Below are 19335 nucleotides of genomic sequence, written 5' to 3'. Positions count from 1 at the left end.
CTGACCGTCGGTAGCGGTCGTTCCCAGCGTTACTGCCACCAACTCACTACCGTCGGGAGTTGCACCAGCACTCTGCGCCATGAATTTAAGAGTCTACCACCCGTCTATCCCTACGAGAGCGGCAATGAGCACGAATTATCTTGATACGAACGTGCCACGGGACAAAGACCCAGCCGATTACACGTACGTCGAACGCAGAGCAGATTTACTCGACCGAATCATCGCAGCAGGTTCCCGAAAAAACATCCACCAAGCTCGTCTTGCAGAAGTGTACGACGTTAGTCCCGCACAAGTATCGAAAGATATCGCACGCATCGGGGAAGAAATCGCTGACCATCTAACGGACGATATCGAACTTCAAACGCTGACAATGTACGAACATACCGTTTCGCAGTTACAAGACGACGGAAGATATAAGGCAGCATGGGATGTCCACTGCGACTTCCTTGAGTGGGTCGGATACGAACCTACGACGGAAAAAGAGACGGAGCCCACACCAACTCACCAGGATGATATCCGCGACCTCCCACCCGAAACGCAGCACCTCTTTACGCAATGGGCGGGCCAAGAACCAACCGATGAACCGGCACTCCAAGGGTAATCAACGCTTAGCCAGTTTCGTCTGCTTCACCGTTCTCTGACCCCAGGAGACCGGAATTTGGGTAGACAGACACGGCAAATCTTAACCGAGATTAAATGGCAGGTCCCAGACTCCTACCGCATCGTAGTCATTTTGGGTGCGCGAACGTCCAATTCTGGAATGGATGTCGCAGACCGACACACCACCCGGAGGAGCTATCGGAGGTCGCTTGCCGGACGAAACCCGTCGAACTGCTTCTCGGTACACATCGACGCAAGCTGATGTTCTTCGACGGCAGCAGCGGATTGTCGATGGTTTTCAATTGCTTCCCACGCGACCGTGACGACCTCCGCGTCACTGGTACTCTCTGCATCAGAATGGGAAACCAACGGATACACCCGTTGCCAACTCCGCCTCCATCGACCGTACCAGTAGGCCTTGACCCCCATCTCTGTGATGAGGACAAACGCATCGAACGTTCGGAAGGTATCGAATGTGCCGTCGTCAGTACGACATGCTTCGTCAAGTCGGCAATTGTCGGCAACACGAATCTCACGGACGTGTGGCAACTTCGTGAAGTCGGCCAGGCGGTCAGCAGTAATCGGACTGGTCGGTAACTGATTCGTTGGGAGTATCATTGGTTAGTGCGGACAACGGGAGCTACTGCTGGAGCGGAGTGGTCGGCAGACGATGCCGGTGCTGACGTGGGATTCTCCGGTGGGTCAGTTCCCCGCATGACCGCCGACGCTGGTCGCGACCGTAACTGTGAGACACGAACGGCCCGGTCGGTCACGTACTCCGGGAATTGGTCGTACCGGGCCACGCCCACGCGCCGATAATGTGGTACGGGGTCGGTTGCCGGTGCGGGCGTCTGAAGCGTCTGCGAACGCGTCCACGCCCGCATTCCGGTTGCCCAATAGAGTGTAAGTTGCCACCAGTCGCGCCAACTACCGTCGGCAAGGTCGTCTTCCAACTCCGACGCCGACCGGGCTGCTGTTTCGCGAAACGTCGCGAACATCTTCGAGATGTAGGCACGAACTGACCGTGGTTCACCGGGCGACCCCGGCCCGAACTCCAGTTGGTTGCGGTTCGATGATGGAACAACATACCACGCATCCGTTTCCCGGGATTCGAGCCGAGAACGGGTATTTTCGAACCCGCAGTGGCCGAAACGGCCTACCGATTCGGCGAACACGCGATGCACACGTCGTGATCCGCGCTCTTCTACAAAGGCATCTTCGCTGGCGGCCTCGTCGCGACGATGGTATGGTTGGTTTACGCCGCGCGCGAGACGATTTTTCGCGACTCCTCATCGTGTACTCGATCATGATTATCATCCCCGTCGCAGACCTCTTTCACTGCGTGGTCGGGGCGTGCGAAGTGCTCTTTTTGGTTTTTATCGGGAGCGCGAGCATCGAAGCCGCATTCGCAGATTTTTTCGTTCCAGTCGTCCTCGGAAACACCCTCGGTGGTATCGTGTTCGTCGCACTCGTGAACTTCAGCATGACCGAGAATCGGCGCTTTCCGGAACACGACCGACGCCGATTCGAACTGTCGTGGTCGGAGTGGCTCTTCGGGTCTCGTCTGCGCGAGTATTTCCGAGAACGGGAACGCGACGAGTCGTCCGAAGAACGGACGGGAACGCCCTCGACCGAACGGCGGGATTAGTGTTGAAATTCGCTTTCGTTTCGGCTACTCATCGTCGGTTGTATGGGTTCGCATGAGTCGGAACTATCGACTCACAGACTACCTTCTCTCACGCCGCACAGTTGTTCGGCCCGACTTCGAGTTCCGTCGCGGCCTCCTCGCTTTCGGGTGATTCCGACCCCGTGTTGATGGCGATGACCGTCTCGTAGTTCGGCGGTTTCTCCGGAACGTTCTCGGTCAGTCGAGTGACGAACGGCTCTTCGTCCAATTGAAGGAGGTCGAGGTCGTCGTGGAGGTCGTCAAGGCGAGCCTGAACCGGCTCGCCCGACTCGCCGCCCTCGTACCGACCGTCGCTCGTGACCGAAACGTGTCCCGGTAGAATTCGGGTGTCATCCGGTAGGTCGAGAATTGTTCCGTGGAGCGTGTCGTACAACAACGCTGCCCCCGTAGACGCATCGCGCTCGCCGAATGGGAGTTCGGTACGACCCACCGAATCGACGAACAGCGTATCGCCCGTGAGGAGGTACTCGCCGTCGATGCGGTAGTTCATCATTTCGGTCGTATGGCCGGGCGAGTGAAGTGCCGTTATCTCCACGCCATCGAGTTCGATGACGATCCCATCTTCGAGCGGTTCGTAGTCGTACTCGACATCGCGCTTGCTGGCTGCTTCGCCGAGGTAGTACGGGACGTCCAGGATTTCGGCGAGTCGGGAGCCACCCGAAATGTGATCGGCGTGGATGTGGGTATCGAACACGCACGAGATGAGCAATCCGGCTTCTTCGGCGACAACCTCGAACACGTCGATTTGACGCGTCGCGTCCACGACCACGGCCTCGCGGGACTCGGCGGAACCAACGACGTATCCCAGACAGCCTTTTCCTCGCCGCTGAATTTGTCGGATAACGAGTTCCTTGTCGTTCGTCGCTATCGGGACGACATCGTACACTTTGCTCCAGTCTTCCATCCCGCCTTTGACGACGGTCACGTCGTCGTACCCCTGTGCTTCGAGTTCGAAGGCGAACGGCGTCGATGTCAGGCCTTTCCCACAAATGGTGACGAGCGGTTCTTCGTCGGCGATTTCGCGTACTCGGTCGCGGTGTTCGTCCCCGACGCCCTCACGCGGGTCGAATGGAACGTTCTCCGCGCCGTGCAGGTGCCACGCCTCGAAGCTATCTTCGGGACGGGTGTCGATGAGCGTCATCGATTCACCTGCATCCAATCGGTCTGCCAACTCGTTCGCGGTGATTTGATCTACCATGGAACCCCCACGCGATCTGGGTCGCGTGGACGGTTAGCAGTTGTCGCTTGGCGGTTGCCGAACCAGCGACGCCGAATAATCCATCTCGTTCGAGTCGTCGCTGGCTATCTCCAGTCGTGCTCGCGGAGGTACGCGTCGAGTCGCGTGAAATCGACGTCGTGATTCGACCAGAGTTCCTCGATGTCGGCCTCGTAGCCGTGTTCGTTGAACCACTCAAACATGACGGCGTACTCGTCGCCCATCTGCTCACGAAGGTCTTCGATGGAAAGGTGCTGAGCTTCGACCTCGCGGCCGAGCACATCGGAGAAAACGTTCGCCGCGCTCTCCAGCGTGTGTTCGTCGCTCGCGAGTTCGAACGTTTCGCCCTCGTACTGGTCGGGGTTCTCGAACGCTCGCGTGACGAACGCGCCGATGTTCGCCGCGTCTATCATCTGTAACGAAACGCTCTCGTCCAGCGCCATCGTCAACGTGCCGTTTTCGATGGGTTCGCGCATCCCCTCGAAATTCTGCATGAAGAACACCGGACGAACGATGGTCGCGGGCAGGTCGAGTTCGCGAATGCGTTTTTCGATTTCGTGCTTGGAGTCGAAATGCGCGATACCGGTGTTGCGGTCTGCACCGCCGACGGAACTGAACACGAAGTGTTCGACGCCAGCATCTGCGACGACTTCCGCGAGATTCGTCCCCTCCCTCACTTCGTCGTCGTAACCTGCCTCCCAAAAGTTGGTCACGCCGAAGACGGCATCAACGTCCTCCAGAACCGGCCGAAACGTGTCTTTCTCGTCCAAATCCCCCTCGTGTATCGTGACCCCACGGTCGGCCAACCGTTGGGCGGCGTCGCTTCCCGAATTCCGCGTCAACCCGTGTACGTCGAAATTCTCGTCGGAATCAAGCAGGTAATCGACGACGGCACCGCCCTGCGTTCCCGTCGCACCGACGACGAGGATGCTCGCCGAAGTTGACTGTGACATAGAATGACATGGACGGCGTGCGTTTCCTTAAGTGTGAGCCACGAGCGATGACCGTCTCGTGGAGACGAAAATCAGTCTCTTTCGCGTCGAAAGGGACTCATTACTCCCGAGTAGGAGTTCATAATCGGCTTACAGGCCGCTTATAACAATACCACAAGGAATCGACTTAATGAATCGTGAAAATCGATGGGGACAAAAGCGAGACAACTAGAGTTACGCCGTCACATCCGACGCGGTGAATCGGTTCCTTCAGCGATTCATGGAGTGCTTAGCGAGATATATCGCGACACTACGGGGACGGAGGGTGACCGAAGCACACGACCGTGGAGACGAATATGGTAGGACTGTTCGGTGTCTTTGGAGAACGAATCCACAACTCCGCGGCGGTTCCGACGATGCAATGGGCGGACGACGACCGAACCGCGACGTTCACCGACGACCGAGTTACGGTTTCGAGCGCTTTCCACGCCTCGCTCGCGGACGACCAACCGGTGGCGACGACCGACGGTGCCGCGCTGGTCTGGATTCAGGGCGAAGTACACGGAATCGAATCGAACGGTTCGTACACGCCGCGTCCATCGGAAGTGGACAGTCCGTCGTACTGCGCACGGTTGTACGAGTCGCACGGAATCGATTTCGTCGAACACGTAAATGGGCAGTTCGCTGGCGTCATCTACGACCGCGACGCGCGAACCGTCTTCTTCGTGACCGACCGACTCGGTTCGTATCCGCTCTTTCACACGCGAACTGCGAGTGGCACCGTCGTGTGTTCGACCGATATTCAGGCACTGCCACGCTATCCCGACGTCGAAACGTCGTTCGACCGGGAGTACATCGCAGAATATCTCACGTACAAACGGTCGTTCGGGGTGACGACACCGCTCGAAGGAATCGAGAAGCGTCCACCAGCGAGCGTGACGACCCTCGACCTCGACACGATGACACAGCAGTCACGTTGTTACTGGCGGCCGGAGTACACACCGGTAAACAAGCCGTTTCGCTATTTCGTCGATCGATTCTCCGACATCCTTCGGCGCATCTTCGACGAGTGGGTACGTGACGACCGCAACTACGGATTGTTGCTGAGCGGCGGGAGCGATTCACGCCTGATACTGGCTGCGATGGAACGGCCGGCCGTCTGTTATCATATGAACGATTGGCGAAATCGTGAGGTAAAAACCGCGAAACGGGTCGCCACGACCGACAGGAGCGAGTTCGTCTTCCTCCACCGCGACCGGGAATATCGGCGACGAGCGCTCGACCAAAACCCGCCGCTCTCGAACTTCGACGGCTGGTTCACACAGGCATATCCGACCGGATTTGCCGACGAGATAACGGATTCAGTGGACGTGCTCGTGTCCGGGCTGTACTCCGATACGCTGTTCAAATCACACGGGTTCTCGTCGCCGCGGGTGTCGCTTGGTGGTCTCGGAACGGTGACGCTCCCGGTCGAAACCATGCCGGAATCGATAGACGAGTTCATTGACCAACTCGGAGGTGAGACGCCGACGTATCTCGACGGCGATGTCGATGTCGAACGGGTGCTTCGGAACAACATCGGGTGGGATGGCGACTGTATCGACCATCACGGGGTTCGATACGGGTCAATTCGGGAACTCGCCCTTTGTAGCGATTACTACCCGCTTTCGAACGATACGGAACTCATCTTCACGAACAGCCTCCGACAGCTTCGGCCATACCGAACACCGTTCCTCGACAACCGCCTCATCGACCTCCATCTCACGATGCCGGTTCGATATCGGGTTCGACGAAACATCGTTAACCGCGCCGTCGAGCAGCTCGATTCGGAACTCGCCGCCATCCCACACTCGGAATCGGGCGTTCCGGTGAAATATTCGTTCCCGGTTGAGTACGTCGGAAAACAGCTGAACGCACTCCGGTGGAAGTTCTTGGAGGGCGAGCAACCGCCCGAACCGTGGATGACGCAGGGTCCGTGGTCGAACGACGAGAAGCATATTCGACACCACGGGATGGTTGGGGATGCTCTCGACGAAAACCGAGAAACAATCGACGACCTCCCGTTTCTCGACCGGGATCGCGTTCAACAGAGTTACCGCAACCACGTCGCCGGGATGGACAACACTGTCGAACTCTACACGCTCCTCACGATGCTGGAGCTGCCGGTCACGGAGGAACTCACCAGCGGATCAGGGGACGAAAACACGTCGGCCGAAATCGTCGATCACGGCCAGCTACAACGACGCTCACCGATGGCCACGACCGAAGACGGCGGTGATGCTCGATGAGTGACTCGGACGGTGTTCGCGTCCTCTTGCTCGGCCTCGACGGTGCCTGTCGCTCGGTGCTGGAATCGCTCTTCGAGGAGAGGTCGCTCCCGAATCTGGAACGGCTGTTCGACAGTGGGGTCGCCGGGTCGCTGGAATCCCAGATTCCACCGTGGACGCCGAGCGCGTGGCCATCGTTGTGCACCGGCGTCAACCCGGGAAAACACGGCGTGTTCAGTTTTCTCGATTACGATGGCTACGATTGGGACGTGGTCAACGGCTCGCACGTCCGGACGGCGACCGTCTGGGAACTCCTCTCCCAGCACGGGTACACGAGTGTCGTTTGTAACGTTCCCGTCACCCATCCGCCGCGCGAGTTTGACGGCGCGCTCGTGCCCGGCTACATGGCACCTGAATCCCCGGACTGTCATCCATCGGGACTTTTGAGCGACCTCCGCGACGAAATCGGCGAGTACCGCGTCTACCCGGACAGCGACGACCTACCCCCTTCCGAAGCGGCGGCCGCGTACCGATCGGTCATCGAGATGCGAGGGGACGCGTTCCGATATCTGACCGACCGGTTCGACCCGGATTTCGGCTTCGTGCAGTTCCAACAGACCGACACGGTTTTTCACGAACATCCGGGCGAGCGAGAAACCGTACAGGCAGTGTACGAGGCGGTAGACGAGCAAGTCGGTCGAATCCTCGCCGACTGTGACCCGGACACCGTCCTCGTCGTCAGCGACCACGGAATCGGTAAGTACGAAGGGTACAGCTTCTATCTCAACGAATTCCTCGCCGAACACGGGTACATGACGGTCACCCAAGGTGGGGCAGGAATGCCATCGTGGATCCCGGTTCGCGACAATCATCTCCGGGATGGCGACGAAGCAACGTCCGGAGCCGGATTGCTGGAAGCGGCAACCGCCATCGCCGCTCGCTGCGGTTTCACCACCCAGCGGGCAGGAAACCTCCTGGAATCGATCGGGCTCCGCGAAGTGGCGACTCGATTCGTCCCCGACGAAGTCGTCCGGGCGAGCAACAGGCAGGTCGATTTCGCCGCCTCGAAGGCGTACATGCGCGCTCGAATCGAGTGTGGCGTTCGCATCAATCTCGACGGGAGAGAACCGAACGGTGTCGTTCCGCCTGAACGATACGAGGAACTTCGAACGGAACTCGTCGAGCTCCTTCGCGATGTCGAAACGCCCGATGGAGAGCCGCTATTCGAAGCGGTCGGTCGTCGAGAGCAGTACTTCGACGGGCCGAACGCCGACCGTGCCGTCGATATCGTCACGGTGCCAGCCGATTTCGACCACTTCCTCTCGGCCGAACTCGCCGGACACCAGTTCGCAGCACCGGGTCAACCGTGGAACCACAAGCGTGACGGCGTGGTCGCCGTGACCGGGGACGACGTGGCTGAAGACGCCGCGGCAAGGAACGACGTTCGAGGGACGCTTTCCGACGCCCATCTCTTCGACGTGACACCGACGATTCTTGCACTGTTCGGCGTCCCCACGAGCGCCGAGATGGACGGCTCCGTTCTGTCGTGCGTCGAACCGACAGACGTGCGACAGTACTCAACCCGACGGCGACAGTCCACCCGAGAGACGGACGACGAATCGATCGCAAATCGACTGACTGCACTTGGTTATTTGGAGTGAACGATGACGATAGAAATCACCGAAGTGGAAAACGAAAACGAGTGGAATCAACACGTAGACCGAGCGGAACATACGACGCCGTTTCATCGGTACGAGGCGCTGTCATTACTCGCCCGAACCGCCGACGCCGATGGACGATTCCTCGTCGGCTACAAAGGACAGGAGCCGGTCGGTATCTTCCCGCTCTTCGAGACGACGACCGGGCCGTTTCGGACGGTGTACTCACCGCCACCGCATCTCGAAGTGTACTACCTCGGTCCGGTTCTGCTGAACTTCGGAAAGCTCAAACAACGGAAAGCGGAGCGCCGACACCGACGGTTCATCGACCAGTGCCTCGACTGGATAGCGGAACGGATCGCCCCGGACTACATCGACATTCGAACGGTAGACCGCTACACCGACCTTCGGCCCTTCTCGTGGGATGGGTTCGACGTGTCGCCGTCATACACGTACCTCGTAGATCTCACCGACGACGACCTGCTCATGCAGTTCAGCCGTGACGCTCGGAGCAACATCCGAAATCGAGACGACGAGGACTGCACGATTCGAGACGGTGGCACCGACGGCCTCGAAGCCATCATTAGTCAGGTACAACAGCGCCACGAGGACCAAGGAAAGGAGTACCGAATCGACCCTGCGTTCGTGACCGAACTGGCCGAATTGCTCCCCGAGGGGTGTGTCAGACCATACGTCTGTGAGTGCGAGGGAGAAATCGTCGGCGGTATCGTGACGCTCGAATACGGCGACACCATCTATCGATGGCAGGGAGGAACGAAACGGGACGTCGATTTCCCGATCAACGATCTGCTGGACTGGCACATTATGCAGGACGCACGAGCACGGGGTCGGTCTCGCTACGACCTAGTCGGGGCGAACCTCCCCCGTCTCTGTCGGTACAAATCCAAATTCGGGCCCGAACCGGCAACGTACTACACGGCACAGCAAAAAACGTCGAGGATGAAAGCGGTGACCGGCGTGTATCGACGGCTGCCAACTGCGGTCAGGTTGGTTTCGGAGTGATGACTGGGGACGACGAGTCGTCTGGACTGGAGAAACGACCGTCGATATATCGACGGTCGTTTCTCCACGCAACTGCCAGTGTCGTCGGGTCTGTCGGTGGTGCGACGAGCGTAGTAACCGCGTCGAATCGTGCGGAAGACCGGCTTTCGGACGCGACAGTTCGGCCATCGGCATACGTTCTCGAACAAGGGGACACCTGTCTTCCCCTCGGGATGGTCACGTCGGACGGGAACGAGACGGTCGAGGAGTTTTACGATTACCGGTCGTCTGATACCTCCCCGAGCGGGTGGTACAGTTCGTACGGTTCGGCACAGGAACTCCAGCGCAACAGCGAGAGCGTTCTCTATTGCTACGACGGTTCACGCGGAACGAGTCTCGTTTTCATGCACGGAATGCGGGGAGGGGAGAGCGGTGGAGCGGTCACGTTCTCCATTTCGGGTCTGCCGTCCGATGGAGAGTGGGCAGTCACGGACGACCAGTACGACGCACCGACAAACTACGACCGGTTTACGCAGGAAGGCAGCGAGTGGGTCGTAGATTGGACGTGGGCCACCGAGCCTGATAGCGGAGGTGGGGCTGATGGCGGTGCCTTCCGCGGAATCACCCGTGACGATGTCGTCCGAATCGACCCCGCATTCAACGAGGACGCGCGATTGCACGGCGACCATTATCCGGGTGAGGTCGAAGCGTGGCGCGCACTCTCCCCGGACTCGGCCGGCTTTCGGTGGGTTTCCCTCCGACGGGATCAGCCGGTCGTCATTCGAGGCGGAACGTGCGACGACAACGACTCTGCACCGAGTGAGACGACTCCGGCCGGGACGACGCGAAATCGCACCGCTTCGAGAACCGCACGCGCGACCACGCAGGCGGCATCGACCACCGGTCGATCACCTCCGACACGGCGTTCGACAACCAACGTCGTTGCTGGCGAGTCGCCAACAACGACATCGACCAAAGGACAGAACGGGTTCGGCGTGGCAGTCGCAGTCGGCAGTCTGCTCGGCAGGCTGTTTTACTCGGTCACTAGCCACGACGACTAATCGTCGCTCGAACGCTCGGTATTGAATAGGGTGATGGTGGATGAAACCGCAGTCATCTCGCGAGGGGTCAGTCCTGTGACTCCTCGGCCCGACGGATGCGTGCGCGTCGAATCTTCGCGGCAGTCAGGTGGAGTATTTCCCGAAGCGCAGTATGGCGTTTCCACAGCAAGAGCGCGCCCAAAACGATGTACAGAACCGAGTATGCGATGAGCAACCAGTAGGAGTATGTCGCCGCCTGGGCAGGCGGGAGCGTCTGAAGAAACACGAACTCCAACACCACTTGCGAAAGAAATAGCGTGAGAAGCGTCACGGCCTCACGGATGCTGATGGTGAAGTTGACGAGCACCGCGATGGCGAAGAAACTCTGTGCGGCGGTGAGCCAGATTTCGGCCATCTGTTTCCGGTCGAACGGAAGCGTGCCGTACTGCCCGAGCGCGAGGCTGTAGACGACCACGAGCGTGCCGATAAGGAGCGTCCACTGGTTAAGTTTCGAGGATATCAGGGCGTTGAACGCTGCCGTCGCGCGCGCTTTGTTCACCAGATACGCCGTCACGATGAGTTCCGGACTCTCGCTCGCCAAGGGTGCGATCCATTGGAGCATGAAAAACGGTGGAATGTCGAATTGGAGGCCGAGATTTTCGAGGCCGTGTGCGAACGGTTCGACCGCAGTGAAGATGAGGAATCCGGAGTAAGAAAACAGGACGAACACCACCGGGATTCGAACCGACCGCGGTTGACGCTGAAAGTAGGCCGGGACGCCGACCTGTTCTTCGGCGCTCACCTCGCCCCGGATGATGATGGCGATGTAGACAACGTAGAGACTGACCAGCACGAACGAATCGATGGCGTTGATACCACCACCCAGCGGAATGAAAAACGCGTAGACGGTCGCGGCGAACAGAAACAGAATCTCCGTTGCAATGTCCCGGTCGAGCGAAATCGCGTCATCGAGGAAGCCGTCCCGCTCGATGTACTGCCCGTCCTTTCGCTTTCGATGTTGGTGAATCGAAAAGAGAGCGATACCCGACCAGCCCAAACCGATCAGGATGCGGTTCGCTCCCGTCATGTTCGCGACCGCGAGATTCGCAGCCTCCCGTCCGGCCTCCGTTCCGGCGTTCGCCCCGGCGGTCCACGCGAAGTAGGCGTCCACCGCATACTCGGGAGCGACGGCGAGTACCGCGAGAACGGCCAACGCGAACGCTCGCGGAACATCCTTTTCGGCGGTTTCTGCGCCCCACGCGAGCAGGAACGACGCGCCGAGGATGGCGAGTCCGCTCACGGCGACGACGACGAGCGTTCCAAGCGTGTGGTGGGCGTTCGTCACCCAGACGGCTACCCACGCGACGGTGAGGAAAACCGCTCCGACGACGGCGGTGAGTGGATGTCGCACCGGAGAGCTCATGGCTTCCATGAACAACGATCAACAACGTAACGGTTCCGTCGGCTGGGAGTTTCGACGGCGTATACAAACGACCGGGATGGAATCGACGAACGAAAGTGCAGACCGTGGCCCGCGAGGGACGGTTTATGCTCGTCTCCCGCGTATGGTCGTGTAGAACCATGTTCGACCGAATCCTCGTCCCCATCGACGGAAGCAACTGTGCGAAGCGGGCCGCGAAGTACGGACTCGAACTCGGGAACATGTACGGCGCGACAATAACCGTGCTGTACGTACTCGAACGAAGCCGATTTCGCCGACTCGATGCGGATGCACAGGCCGAGCGAAGAGAACGGGGGATGGAACTCCTCGCCGAAATCGAAACGATGGCCGACGAAATCGGCGTCCGGTTCGATAGCTCGATGGTCGAAGGAAAGCCACACGAAACCATCGGCGAGCAAGTGACGACGATCGGCGCGGACCTCATCGTCATGGGCCGTCGCGGGCGGTCGGGACTGGGAGGACAACTACTCGGAAGCGTTACCGACCGCGTGCTCAGAACGGTCAGCGTCCCCGTGTTTACTGTCCCCGGCGGGGACATCTCGGCCGAGACAGGGACAGCCTACGAAGAAATTCTCCTCCCGACGGACGGGAGCAAAAACGCAGAAAACGCGACATCGTACGGCGTGAGTGTCGCTGAACGGTACGATTCGACGCTACACGTCCTCAACGTCGTGGACGTACAGCAGGAAGGCGGATTGTTCAGCGCGGGGGGCGTCTCGAAGACGTTCATCGACCGACTGGAAGAACGGGGAACGGCCGCTGTCGAGCGAATTGCCGACCGCGTCCGCGAGACGGATTCGGATATCGACCTCGAAACGGCGGTCGTTCGGGATCCACTGACGGCCGGTATCAGAAATTACATTCACGACGAAGATATCGACCTCGTGGTGATGGCATCCCGGGGCGAAGCAAATCTCAGTGGACAACTGCTCGGAAGCGTTACGGACAACGTACTCAGCGTCGTAGACGTCCCCGTCCTCGTCGTGACGCGAACCGTAGAGACGGAGTGATTGTCGGGGCGGGAAAGAAAAAGCCTGTGCGTCGGTCGTTAGACCGTTACCGCGCTCTTCTGTGCGAGCGACTGCGGAATGGAGACTTGGTAGACCGCCGTTGAACCGTACTGCGTGGTTATCGTCACTTCCGCCGTTTCTCCTTCCATCAGACCCTTTCCGTCGTCGCTGATGAGATAAGCCGGAACTGTCAGACGAAGTCGGTCGTCCTGCGAGTTGAGGACGGGACGGGATTCGTCCGTGTCCTTGATGGGGCTGATAGCGAATTCGTCGTCTTCGGGCGCGATGATGACGGTGTTACCGTCCATCGAGGAGTTGTTACCGACGAGGGTGGTCGCGTTGTCCGGTCCGGTCCACTGAATCGTCGCTTCGGAGAGATTGATGTCGTCCGATCCCGCACCACGCATGACGGTGAAATTGACGAAATTGACGTTCTGGTTGTCAGAGACGTTTCCGTACGTGCTGACGACCTGGACGCAATTCGAGACCTGTGCACTGCTGTCCTGTCCTGTCTGTTCGGATTTCGACTGGAGGAACCCCGCCGTGTTGATAAGTACGCCCGCCGCAATCGCGGCGACCAGCACCATCGCGATGAACACGATAAGTGTCCCAATACCGACTTGACCTCTGTCATCGAGGCGCGTTTCGAGTGTGTCTTTCATTATTTCTCGTGGTTCGAGAAACCCCGAACACCCCTGAGCAGGGTGATAGAATATTTTTAAATCTTTGCTTTTATTACCATAATTTTATCAATAGATTTCTGGACTGATTCAACAGATTATGGGCCCAATACTGTGTTTTTCAGACAGTAATTAAAAATCGGTAAAATACATTATATTTACAGATACTGCACTTCGGTAGCGATGGGGTGGTCGTCAGACGACACATCCGGAGTTCTCACTCGGCAGGTGAATTCTTCACCGATGTCGTCGTTTCCCCGACTACGAATGCAGATGCCAACACGAGCACGTCGAGTCCCCAGACGACGGCCACGCTCAGATACGCAGCCTGATAGCTCATCGCCGAAGCGATAGCCCCGCTGGCGAGGGGACCGATAGCGTGACCGACGGACGAAAACGTGGAGTATACACCCAGAACCGTCCCATCGTTTCCATCCGGTGCGGTTTCGTATCGAATCGTCCCCAACGCCGGGCCGGAGAACGCACTCCCGACGGCACCCAGCATGTATAGCAACGGCGGCACGAACCAGATGTGAACCGACCCGACGACGACGATAACCGCCGTCCAGATGGTTTTACCCACCAACACGCCTCGTCGTTTTCCGAACGAGTTGACGAGCGACCCGCCGACGGGCATGACGACCGTGAGGGAGATGCTGAAGAGACTCCAAAACATCCCCATGTACGCCGACCCTGCGCCGATCGTTTCCTGTAAGAGCGGTGCGATTATCGGACTCGTCGCGCCGAGTCCGAGACCGCTGAGCAACGCGCTGAGCGTGAGCGCGATAAACAACGGACTGCTTTGTCCTCGAACCGCGCCGAGCGATATCTTCGGGCGAAGACGTCGGTTCTCGCTCTCGGATTCGATGCTGGGGAGGAACGCCGCGAGAAGGCTGCCGCCGAGGAGTGTGCATCCGCCGAGCAGGACGAACGGCACCGAGAACGACCCGACTGCGGCGATGATTCCGCCGAACGCGGGGCCGATTGTCGCGTCCAGCGTACCGGTGCTTTGGTAAACGGACAACACCTGTGGACGGGTTTCGTCGTCCGAAATATCGCCCAAATAGGTGGTAGTCGGTGCGTTCCGCATTCCCGCTGCCACACCGTCGAGCGCCCGGAGTGCCAGTATCAGCACCGGGTCGGTAACGAAGCCCAGTGTGATGATGCTCAACGCGCCGATTATCATTCCACACGCGATGAATGGCCGTTTTCCGTATCGGTCGGCGAGATAGCCGCAGGGTGCCGAAGCGACGGCACGCGTCGCCGTCAGCAGTGCGAACATGACGCCCAGCAATAACGGATTCAGCCCTAATCGGACGGCGTAGATCGGGAGGAGCGGGACGAGAATCGACTCCGACATTCGGTCGAGGACGTTCGATACACAGAGCAGGAGGACTGTCCGGTCTTCTAGCAAGGACAGCGAACTGTAATACGTCGATAGATTTCGTTTCACGTTTTTTTCAATCATATTCCATCTACTATTTCGCCCGACGTCCCTCCACAACTGGTTTCGAGTACCCGACGTCGGAGCGCTCCGAAAGAGAGCGCTCACACGACGACCTGCGATATCGTCAGGTCGTATCCCGGGATTGGCAAACGACTCCCGACCCGTCCGTGAGACGCGATAGCTGGTCGAAAACGACCGTTCCCGAGGAGAAGGGTATCTCGAATACACCGGGTGGCGGACGTGACAGGTAGCACCCAGAGAAGGCGTTCGGTCGAACGCCTCCCATCCCAGCACGCCGCGAAGAAAAAGCGGTCTACTGACCGATTTTCCCGGTTATTCGAGATTCATTATCAAATAGTTGTCAAACTTCTTAATAAATGTTACGCCGACACTGGTGTTCGATTACGCACTGTTGGTCGTCACCAGGTCAGTTCGAACACATCGGTACGCATCGGTTCGGCGCAGAGTCAATCTCCCTCTTCGGCCAGAAACGTCTGAATTTCCGGCACCAGTTCGGGGCCTTTCTCCTCTTGAATGTAGTGACCCGAATCCTCGAATTCGACGGTTCGAGCGTCCGGAAACAGTGCTTGCCATCGTCGCAATTCCTGAATCCCAAACCCGACATCCCCCATCGGCCAGAGCAACAGCGCGGGAATCTCCCCGAGATTCGCGCGACGGTTCCAGAGGCTTCGGAGCCACTCCTCCGAGCCGGTGATTTCGCGGGGGAAGACCCAACTCGCTTCACGGTCGTCCGGCGTCGCCAGTGGTTCCAGATAGTGACGATGGATTCTCGGCGTCAGTCGCGAGCGCTCGGCAAAGGAACGTTTCACAACCTGGTCGGCGAACAGGTTGTACTTCCGGATAAGATACCGTCCGAAGGGACTTCCGAGAATCGTGCTGAACGCTCGCATCCGCCGATTTTCCGCCGGCCACATGAACGTATTCATGATAACGAGCGACGAGACTTTTTCCGGATGCGAGAGCGCATACGAGAGTCCTATCGGACCGCCCCAGTCCTGTACGATGAGCGTGAAATTTTGGAGTCGTAACTCCTCGACGAACGCCTCGAAGATGCGAGCGTGGTCTTCCGGGCGATACGACCATCCACGTGGCTTGTCCGAGAGGCCGAATCCGAAATAGTCGGGCACGATACACCGATACTCGTCGGAAAGCCCGCGGACGAGGTCACGGTACAGGAACGACCACGTCGGGTTTCCGTGGAGCATGACGATGGGATGTCCCTCCCCTTCGTCGATGTAGTGGAGTCGTCCCGGGCCGAACGCCATGTAGTTCGACTGAAACGGATACAGTTCCCGATCAACCCACGCTGGTGTTCGGTCATCGGCCGTCGTATTTCGACTGCTCATTCACACGCCCCCGATGGAAAACGGAGACGACTCGGACACACGATAACCTATCGGCCGAAGGAGCTGGGGGTAGTGGCGCAGAAGACACGGGTCGGACTGGTTGGGTTGAGAAGTGGGAGACAAACTGGTGGAACGGGATTGTGTCTAATTCACATACCACAGTACGTATTTGCAGTCGCGCGCCGATACTCGGAACCGATGACCGTCGTTGGAAAATGTCCACCCTCCGTCGACGAGTTAGAGGCGGCCGCCGAGCGTGGATTCGACGCAGTCGAACTGCACCTCACGACCGAGGATTTGAACGAGTTCGAAGAAACGGTTTCAGTCTGCCGCGACGCACCGGTCGATATCGCGTCCGCCCATACGCCACACGTTGGCCTCGAAAGCGCCGCCTACATCCAACGGACGAACGATTTGTGTCACCGACTCGACGCAACGCTCGTCGTTCATTCTTCCAAAATCCCGGTTAGCAACATCGGCAGCGTCATCGCCGCCGTCGATTTCACCGTCCCACACGGGTTCGAGAACTCCACGGGACACAGCGTTCACTTTCTGGAAACTGTCCTCCTCGACCGGAACCGACCGCTCGTCCTCGACACCGCACATCTCTACATGGCAGAGCCGGACTACCTGTCTGCCCTGAGAGGCCTGTTGGACGAGTACGCCGACCGAATTCCGGTGATTCACTGCTGTGACGGAACGAAATACGAAGACGGACTGGCGTTCGGCACGGGAACGATGCGGATGGAGCGAGTGATTTCCATCATCGATGATTTCTATGACGGTATCGTCGTCCTCGAAGTGATGCCGGACGAGCAAGTGCATGGACTGGAAATGTATCGAGAAGTGATACGGGAACAGTGAGTGCAAGCACCCACCGGAAAGACCCTATTTTTCAGCGACGTCGTGAAGTGGATTCGGAACCGTCCCGTGTTCGGAGGCGTGCGGTCGGCCGTCCGCGTCCTCGTAGCCGTAGTCCAGCAGACGGTTTCGGTTCAGGCAGAGTTTCGTGAATTCGGGTCGAAGCAGGTCGAACAGTTCGAATCTGTCTTCGAGTTCGGGGAACTGCGACTGATAGTCGAGAATCGCGTCCCGAACGCCCGTCCAGAACTGCTCTTCCGAGTAATCCGAATGGGTTGCCAGCGAATCCGAAACGTAGCGGAAGACACAGACGAACAGTCCCGAGAAGATGAACTGACAGAGGCCCTCCGGCGGTTCGGAGCGAAGCACCGCCGAGAGGTCGTCCGGCAGCGATTGGAGTTCGGGAAGCGGCTGGTCGCTGACGTTCACGTCGTCCACGAAATCCTTCACGGCGAGGCGGTGCGGTCGGCCATCTTTCAACACGAGAATCGTGTTTTGGCCGTGGGGTGAGAACACCGTCCCGTAGCGATAGAGGTAATGGAGAAGTGGCGGGAGGACAGTTGCGAACAATTCGTCCAGCCATTCCTCCATCGTCAAGCCGGATTCATCGACCAGCGATTCGAGGAACGGTGTACCGTTTTCCTCGTGCATCAGCGTCGAAAGAGTGATGGCCTGTTCGTCGTCTTCGAGGAAGGAGTAGATGCTCTCGCGCCAGACACAGCCGAGCAGTTCGTCGTACTGGTAGGCGGAGCCATCCAGCCGTGAGAAGTCCGGATGGTCGTAGTTCAGCCCCGCGATTTCACCGGGGAGAATCAGGTCACACTCCTCGCGCAGGAACTCGTCGTCCTCGTAGATGTCCTTGATGTATTCGGTGACCAGCGGTGCGGCCTCGGTTCGCTCGCCGGGCAGACCGCGGTAGACGAGCGTGTTGAGGATTCGAAGCGGGAGTTTGACGTGGTGGCGCTCCTCTTCGTCCACGTTCACGAAGGTTCGAATCGACTGCTGTGGCAGGTATTCGTCCGGCCCATCGCCGAGAGGAACGATGTTCCCCGAGGCGATTTCGTCCGCGAACAGCTGGACAATGCTGTTCTCCCACTGCCACTCGTGAATCGGGAGGTAATAATAATCGTCCGGGTCGTAGCCCTTCGATTCGAGTTTGTTGTCGAATTTCTCGCGGAACTCACCGAGTTCGCCCGCAACCAGCGAGTCGTGGTCGAGGCCGGATACCGCCTCGAACGTCGCTCTGTCGCGCGAAACCGCGACCCACGAGAGGGTCACTGGCTGTTTCCGTTCGGGCGCGTAATCGAGATAGTCGTCGTAGCCGAAGCCCAGACGACCCTTGTTGTAGGTAATCCACGGGTGGCCCGTCATCTCGCCTTCGAGTTCGGCGTAGTCGAGGTTCGAGAGGTCGATGTCGCTTTCGTCGGCTTCGATGTGTGCGTCCGCGAGCATCGTGTTTCGATACTCCCGAATCAAATGGCCCGTCGTCATGTCCGAGACGCTGATGGTGTCCTGCGCATCGAGCAGGAATTGAACCGGGTCTGTCGCCGGTTGCCAGTCGCCAGCACCTCGACGCTCGAGCGATTCCGGTTCGACGTGCAGCCAGTCGAACGTCCGTTCTTCGGCCTCGAATTGGTATTCGACGCCCGCTGTCAGGCCGAGGTGGTAGACTCCGTCGTCGACTTCTCCGGGCGACACGAGTTCCTCGTAGCCGAATTCGGCCAGCATCTTCGCCAGTAGGTTTCGACCGACCTTCTCCCAAATATCCGTCGAGAGGGCGTCCTGAAGCTGTTCGTGTTCGATTCGTCCGTCGGTGTCCGGTGTGAGTTGCTGCATCGTTAGTCCTCCTGAAGTGGTGCGTGTTCGCTCCGCAGTCGTTCGCTGTTCGGTGCGTTCGAGACGAATCGCTCGACCGAGAAATCCTGAAAGACGGTGTCTTCATCGACGGAATAGACTTCCTCTCCGACGAGCGATTCGATTATCTGTGCGTTTCGATAACAGCCGAGACCGAGGTCGGGCGTCCCGACGCCGTGAGCGTGCATCCCGGCGTTCTGGATGAACATCCTCCTCGGGGCGTCGAATCCGAAGAGCCGATCTTAACCGAGT

General features: G+C 58.7%; 19 protein-coding genes. 9 read left to right on the top strand and 10 right to left on the bottom strand.

Annotation, left to right across the window (positions count from 1 at the left end; all coding sequences use genetic code 11):
* Positions 1-124 precede the first annotated feature (124 nt).
* Complete coding sequence (locus ACN2TU_RS02075) at positions 125-601, top strand: hypothetical protein (RefSeq protein ID WP_435152501.1); 477 nt, start codon at positions 125-127, stop codon at positions 599-601.
* A gap of 194 nt (positions 602-795) precedes the next feature.
* On the opposite strand, the gene ACN2TU_RS02070 is transcribed toward ACN2TU_RS02075, so the two are convergent.
* Positions 796-1218, bottom strand: coding sequence for a hypothetical protein (locus ACN2TU_RS02070; RefSeq protein ID WP_435152498.1), 423 nt, complete (start codon positions 1216-1218; stop codon positions 796-798).
* Entirely contained in the window at positions 1215-1784 is a 570-nt protein-coding gene (locus ACN2TU_RS02065) for a hypothetical protein (protein ID WP_435152495.1), read from the bottom strand. Before ACN2TU_RS02065 ends, ACN2TU_RS02070 begins: the two co-directional genes overlap by 4 nt.
* A 62-nt stretch (positions 1785-1846) precedes the next feature.
* Here ACN2TU_RS02065 and ACN2TU_RS02060 point away from each other — a divergent pair, with 62 nt between their 5' ends.
* Positions 1847-2248, top strand: coding sequence for a formate/nitrite transporter family protein (locus ACN2TU_RS02060; protein ID WP_435152492.1), 402 nt, complete (start codon positions 1847-1849; stop codon positions 2246-2248).
* An 88-nt stretch (positions 2249-2336) separates the two neighbouring features.
* On the opposite strand, the gene ACN2TU_RS02055 is transcribed toward ACN2TU_RS02060, so the two are convergent.
* Positions 2337-3485: an MBL fold metallo-hydrolase gene (locus ACN2TU_RS02055; protein ID WP_435152489.1), complete on the bottom strand. Its 1149-nt coding sequence runs from the start codon at positions 3483-3485 to the stop codon at positions 2337-2339.
* A 104-nt stretch (positions 3486-3589) separates the two neighbouring features.
* A complete protein-coding gene (locus tag ACN2TU_RS02050; protein WP_435152486.1) occupies positions 3590-4456 on the bottom strand; it encodes an NmrA/HSCARG family protein in 867 nt (288 codons plus the stop codon).
* Positions 4457-4791: 335 nt separating this feature from the next.
* On the opposite strand from ACN2TU_RS02050, the gene ACN2TU_RS02045 reads away from it, so the two are divergent.
* Genes ACN2TU_RS02045 through ACN2TU_RS02030 form a run of 4 tightly spaced genes read left to right on the top strand, consistent with a single transcriptional unit; the run spans position 4792 to position 10423 of the window.
* Positions 4792-6723 carry an asparagine synthetase B family protein gene (locus tag ACN2TU_RS02045; RefSeq protein WP_435152483.1) on the top strand — a complete coding sequence of 644 codons (1932 nt, stop codon included), beginning with the start codon at positions 4792-4794 and terminating at the stop codon, positions 6721-6723.
* Positions 6720-8363: an alkaline phosphatase family protein gene (locus tag ACN2TU_RS02040; protein ID WP_435152480.1), complete on the top strand. Its 1644-nt coding sequence runs from the start codon at positions 6720-6722 to the stop codon at positions 8361-8363. The genes ACN2TU_RS02045 and ACN2TU_RS02040 overlap by 4 nt, the downstream gene beginning before the upstream one ends.
* A 3-nt stretch (positions 8364-8366) precedes the next feature.
* A complete protein-coding gene (locus ACN2TU_RS02035) occupies positions 8367-9383 on the top strand; it encodes a GNAT family N-acetyltransferase (protein ID WP_435152478.1) in 1017 nt (338 codons plus the stop codon).
* Complete coding sequence (locus ACN2TU_RS02030) at positions 9383-10423, top strand: hypothetical protein (RefSeq protein WP_435152475.1); 1041 nt, start codon at positions 9383-9385, stop codon at positions 10421-10423. The genes ACN2TU_RS02035 and ACN2TU_RS02030 overlap by 1 nt, the downstream gene beginning before the upstream one ends.
* A gap of 67 nt (positions 10424-10490) precedes the next feature.
* On the opposite strand, the gene ACN2TU_RS02025 is transcribed toward ACN2TU_RS02030, so the two are convergent.
* Positions 10491-11825, bottom strand: coding sequence for a sodium:calcium antiporter (locus tag ACN2TU_RS02025; protein WP_435152473.1), 1335 nt, complete (start codon positions 11823-11825; stop codon positions 10491-10493).
* A gap of 7 nt (positions 11826-11832) precedes the next feature.
* Between ACN2TU_RS02025 and ACN2TU_RS02020 the strand changes: the two genes are divergently transcribed.
* Both ACN2TU_RS02020 and ACN2TU_RS02015 read left to right on the top strand, forming a co-directional pair.
* A complete protein-coding gene (locus tag ACN2TU_RS02020) occupies positions 11833-11979 on the top strand; it encodes a hypothetical protein (RefSeq protein ID WP_435152470.1) in 147 nt (48 codons plus the stop codon).
* A gap of 4 nt (positions 11980-11983) precedes the next feature.
* Positions 11984-12874 carry a universal stress protein gene (locus ACN2TU_RS02015; protein WP_435152467.1) on the top strand — a complete coding sequence of 297 codons (891 nt, stop codon included), beginning with the start codon at positions 11984-11986 and terminating at the stop codon, positions 12872-12874.
* Between the two features lie 38 nt (positions 12875-12912).
* Here ACN2TU_RS02015 and ACN2TU_RS02010 read toward each other — a convergent pair whose 3' ends face one another.
* The 3 genes from ACN2TU_RS02010 to ACN2TU_RS02000 form a co-directional block, all read right to left on the bottom strand.
* Positions 12913-13536, bottom strand: a complete 624-nt coding sequence (locus tag ACN2TU_RS02010) for an archaellin/type IV pilin N-terminal domain-containing protein (RefSeq protein WP_435152464.1) — start codon at positions 13534-13536, stop codon at positions 12913-12915.
* Positions 13537-13771: 235 nt separating this feature from the next.
* Complete coding sequence (locus ACN2TU_RS02005; RefSeq protein ID WP_435152461.1) at positions 13772-15022, bottom strand: MFS transporter; 1251 nt, start codon at positions 15020-15022, stop codon at positions 13772-13774.
* A gap of 446 nt (positions 15023-15468) precedes the next feature.
* Complete coding sequence (locus ACN2TU_RS02000; RefSeq protein WP_435152458.1) at positions 15469-16368, bottom strand: alpha/beta fold hydrolase; 900 nt, start codon at positions 16366-16368, stop codon at positions 15469-15471.
* A gap of 198 nt (positions 16369-16566) precedes the next feature.
* On the opposite strand from ACN2TU_RS02000, the gene ACN2TU_RS01995 reads away from it, so the two are divergent.
* The gene (locus ACN2TU_RS01995; RefSeq protein WP_435152455.1) at positions 16567-17232 is read left to right on the top strand and encodes a sugar phosphate isomerase/epimerase family protein; all 666 of its coding nucleotides are present in this window, start codon (positions 16567-16569) and stop codon (positions 17230-17232) included.
* Positions 17233-17256: 24 nt separating this feature from the next.
* On the opposite strand, the gene ACN2TU_RS01990 is transcribed toward ACN2TU_RS01995, so the two are convergent.
* Both ACN2TU_RS01990 and ACN2TU_RS01985 read right to left on the bottom strand, forming a co-directional pair.
* Complete coding sequence (locus tag ACN2TU_RS01990) at positions 17257-19065, bottom strand: IucA/IucC family protein (RefSeq protein ID WP_435152452.1); 1809 nt, start codon at positions 19063-19065, stop codon at positions 17257-17259.
* Between the two features lie 2 nt (positions 19066-19067).
* Positions 19068-19292, bottom strand: a complete 225-nt coding sequence (locus ACN2TU_RS01985) for a hypothetical protein (RefSeq protein ID WP_435152449.1) — start codon at positions 19290-19292, stop codon at positions 19068-19070.
* Between the last annotated feature and the right edge of the window lie 43 nt (positions 19293-19335).

The organism is Haladaptatus marinus (assembly GCF_051194195.1).
The sequence above is the reverse complement of the archived record's forward strand: the minus strand, read 5'-3'. Positions and strand labels throughout refer to the sequence as shown.

Coding starts and splice junctions, on each gene's coding strand:
- ACN2TU_RS02060 (WP_435152492.1), top strand. CDS start 1,847: ATGGTTGGTTTACGCCGCGCGCGAGACGATTTTTCGCGACTCCTCATC.
- ACN2TU_RS02045 (WP_435152483.1), top strand. CDS start 4,792: ATGGTAGGACTGTTCGGTGTCTTTGGAGAACGAATCCACAACTCCGCG.
- ACN2TU_RS02010 (WP_435152464.1), bottom strand. CDS start 13,536: ATGAAAGACACACTCGAAACGCGCCTCGATGACAGAGGTCAAGTCGGT.
- ACN2TU_RS02070 (WP_435152498.1), bottom strand. CDS start 1,218: ATGATACTCCCAACGAATCAGTTACCGACCAGTCCGATTACTGCTGAC.
- ACN2TU_RS02035 (WP_435152478.1), top strand. CDS start 8,367: ATGACGATAGAAATCACCGAAGTGGAAAACGAAAACGAGTGGAATCAA.
- ACN2TU_RS02075 (WP_435152501.1), top strand. CDS start 125: ATGAGCACGAATTATCTTGATACGAACGTGCCACGGGACAAAGACCCA.
- ACN2TU_RS02015 (WP_435152467.1), top strand. CDS start 11,984: ATGTTCGACCGAATCCTCGTCCCCATCGACGGAAGCAACTGTGCGAAG.
- ACN2TU_RS01995 (WP_435152455.1), top strand. CDS start 16,567: ATGACCGTCGTTGGAAAATGTCCACCCTCCGTCGACGAGTTAGAGGCG.
- ACN2TU_RS01985 (WP_435152449.1), bottom strand. CDS start 19,292: ATGTTCATCCAGAACGCCGGGATGCACGCTCACGGCGTCGGGACGCCC.
- ACN2TU_RS02050 (WP_435152486.1), bottom strand. CDS start 4,456: ATGTCACAGTCAACTTCGGCGAGCATCCTCGTCGTCGGTGCGACGGGA.
- ACN2TU_RS01990 (WP_435152452.1), bottom strand. CDS start 19,065: ATGCAGCAACTCACACCGGACACCGACGGACGAATCGAACACGAACAG.
- ACN2TU_RS02055 (WP_435152489.1), bottom strand. CDS start 3,485: ATGGTAGATCAAATCACCGCGAACGAGTTGGCAGACCGATTGGATGCA.
- ACN2TU_RS02000 (WP_435152458.1), bottom strand. CDS start 16,368: ATGAGCAGTCGAAATACGACGGCCGATGACCGAACACCAGCGTGGGTT.
- ACN2TU_RS02030 (WP_435152475.1), top strand. CDS start 9,383: ATGACTGGGGACGACGAGTCGTCTGGACTGGAGAAACGACCGTCGATA.
- ACN2TU_RS02040 (WP_435152480.1), top strand. CDS start 6,720: ATGAGTGACTCGGACGGTGTTCGCGTCCTCTTGCTCGGCCTCGACGGT.
- ACN2TU_RS02005 (WP_435152461.1), bottom strand. CDS start 15,022: ATGATTGAAAAAAACGTGAAACGAAATCTATCGACGTATTACAGTTCG.
- ACN2TU_RS02025 (WP_435152473.1), bottom strand. CDS start 11,825: ATGAGCTCTCCGGTGCGACATCCACTCACCGCCGTCGTCGGAGCGGTT.
- ACN2TU_RS02020 (WP_435152470.1), top strand. CDS start 11,833: ATGAACAACGATCAACAACGTAACGGTTCCGTCGGCTGGGAGTTTCGA.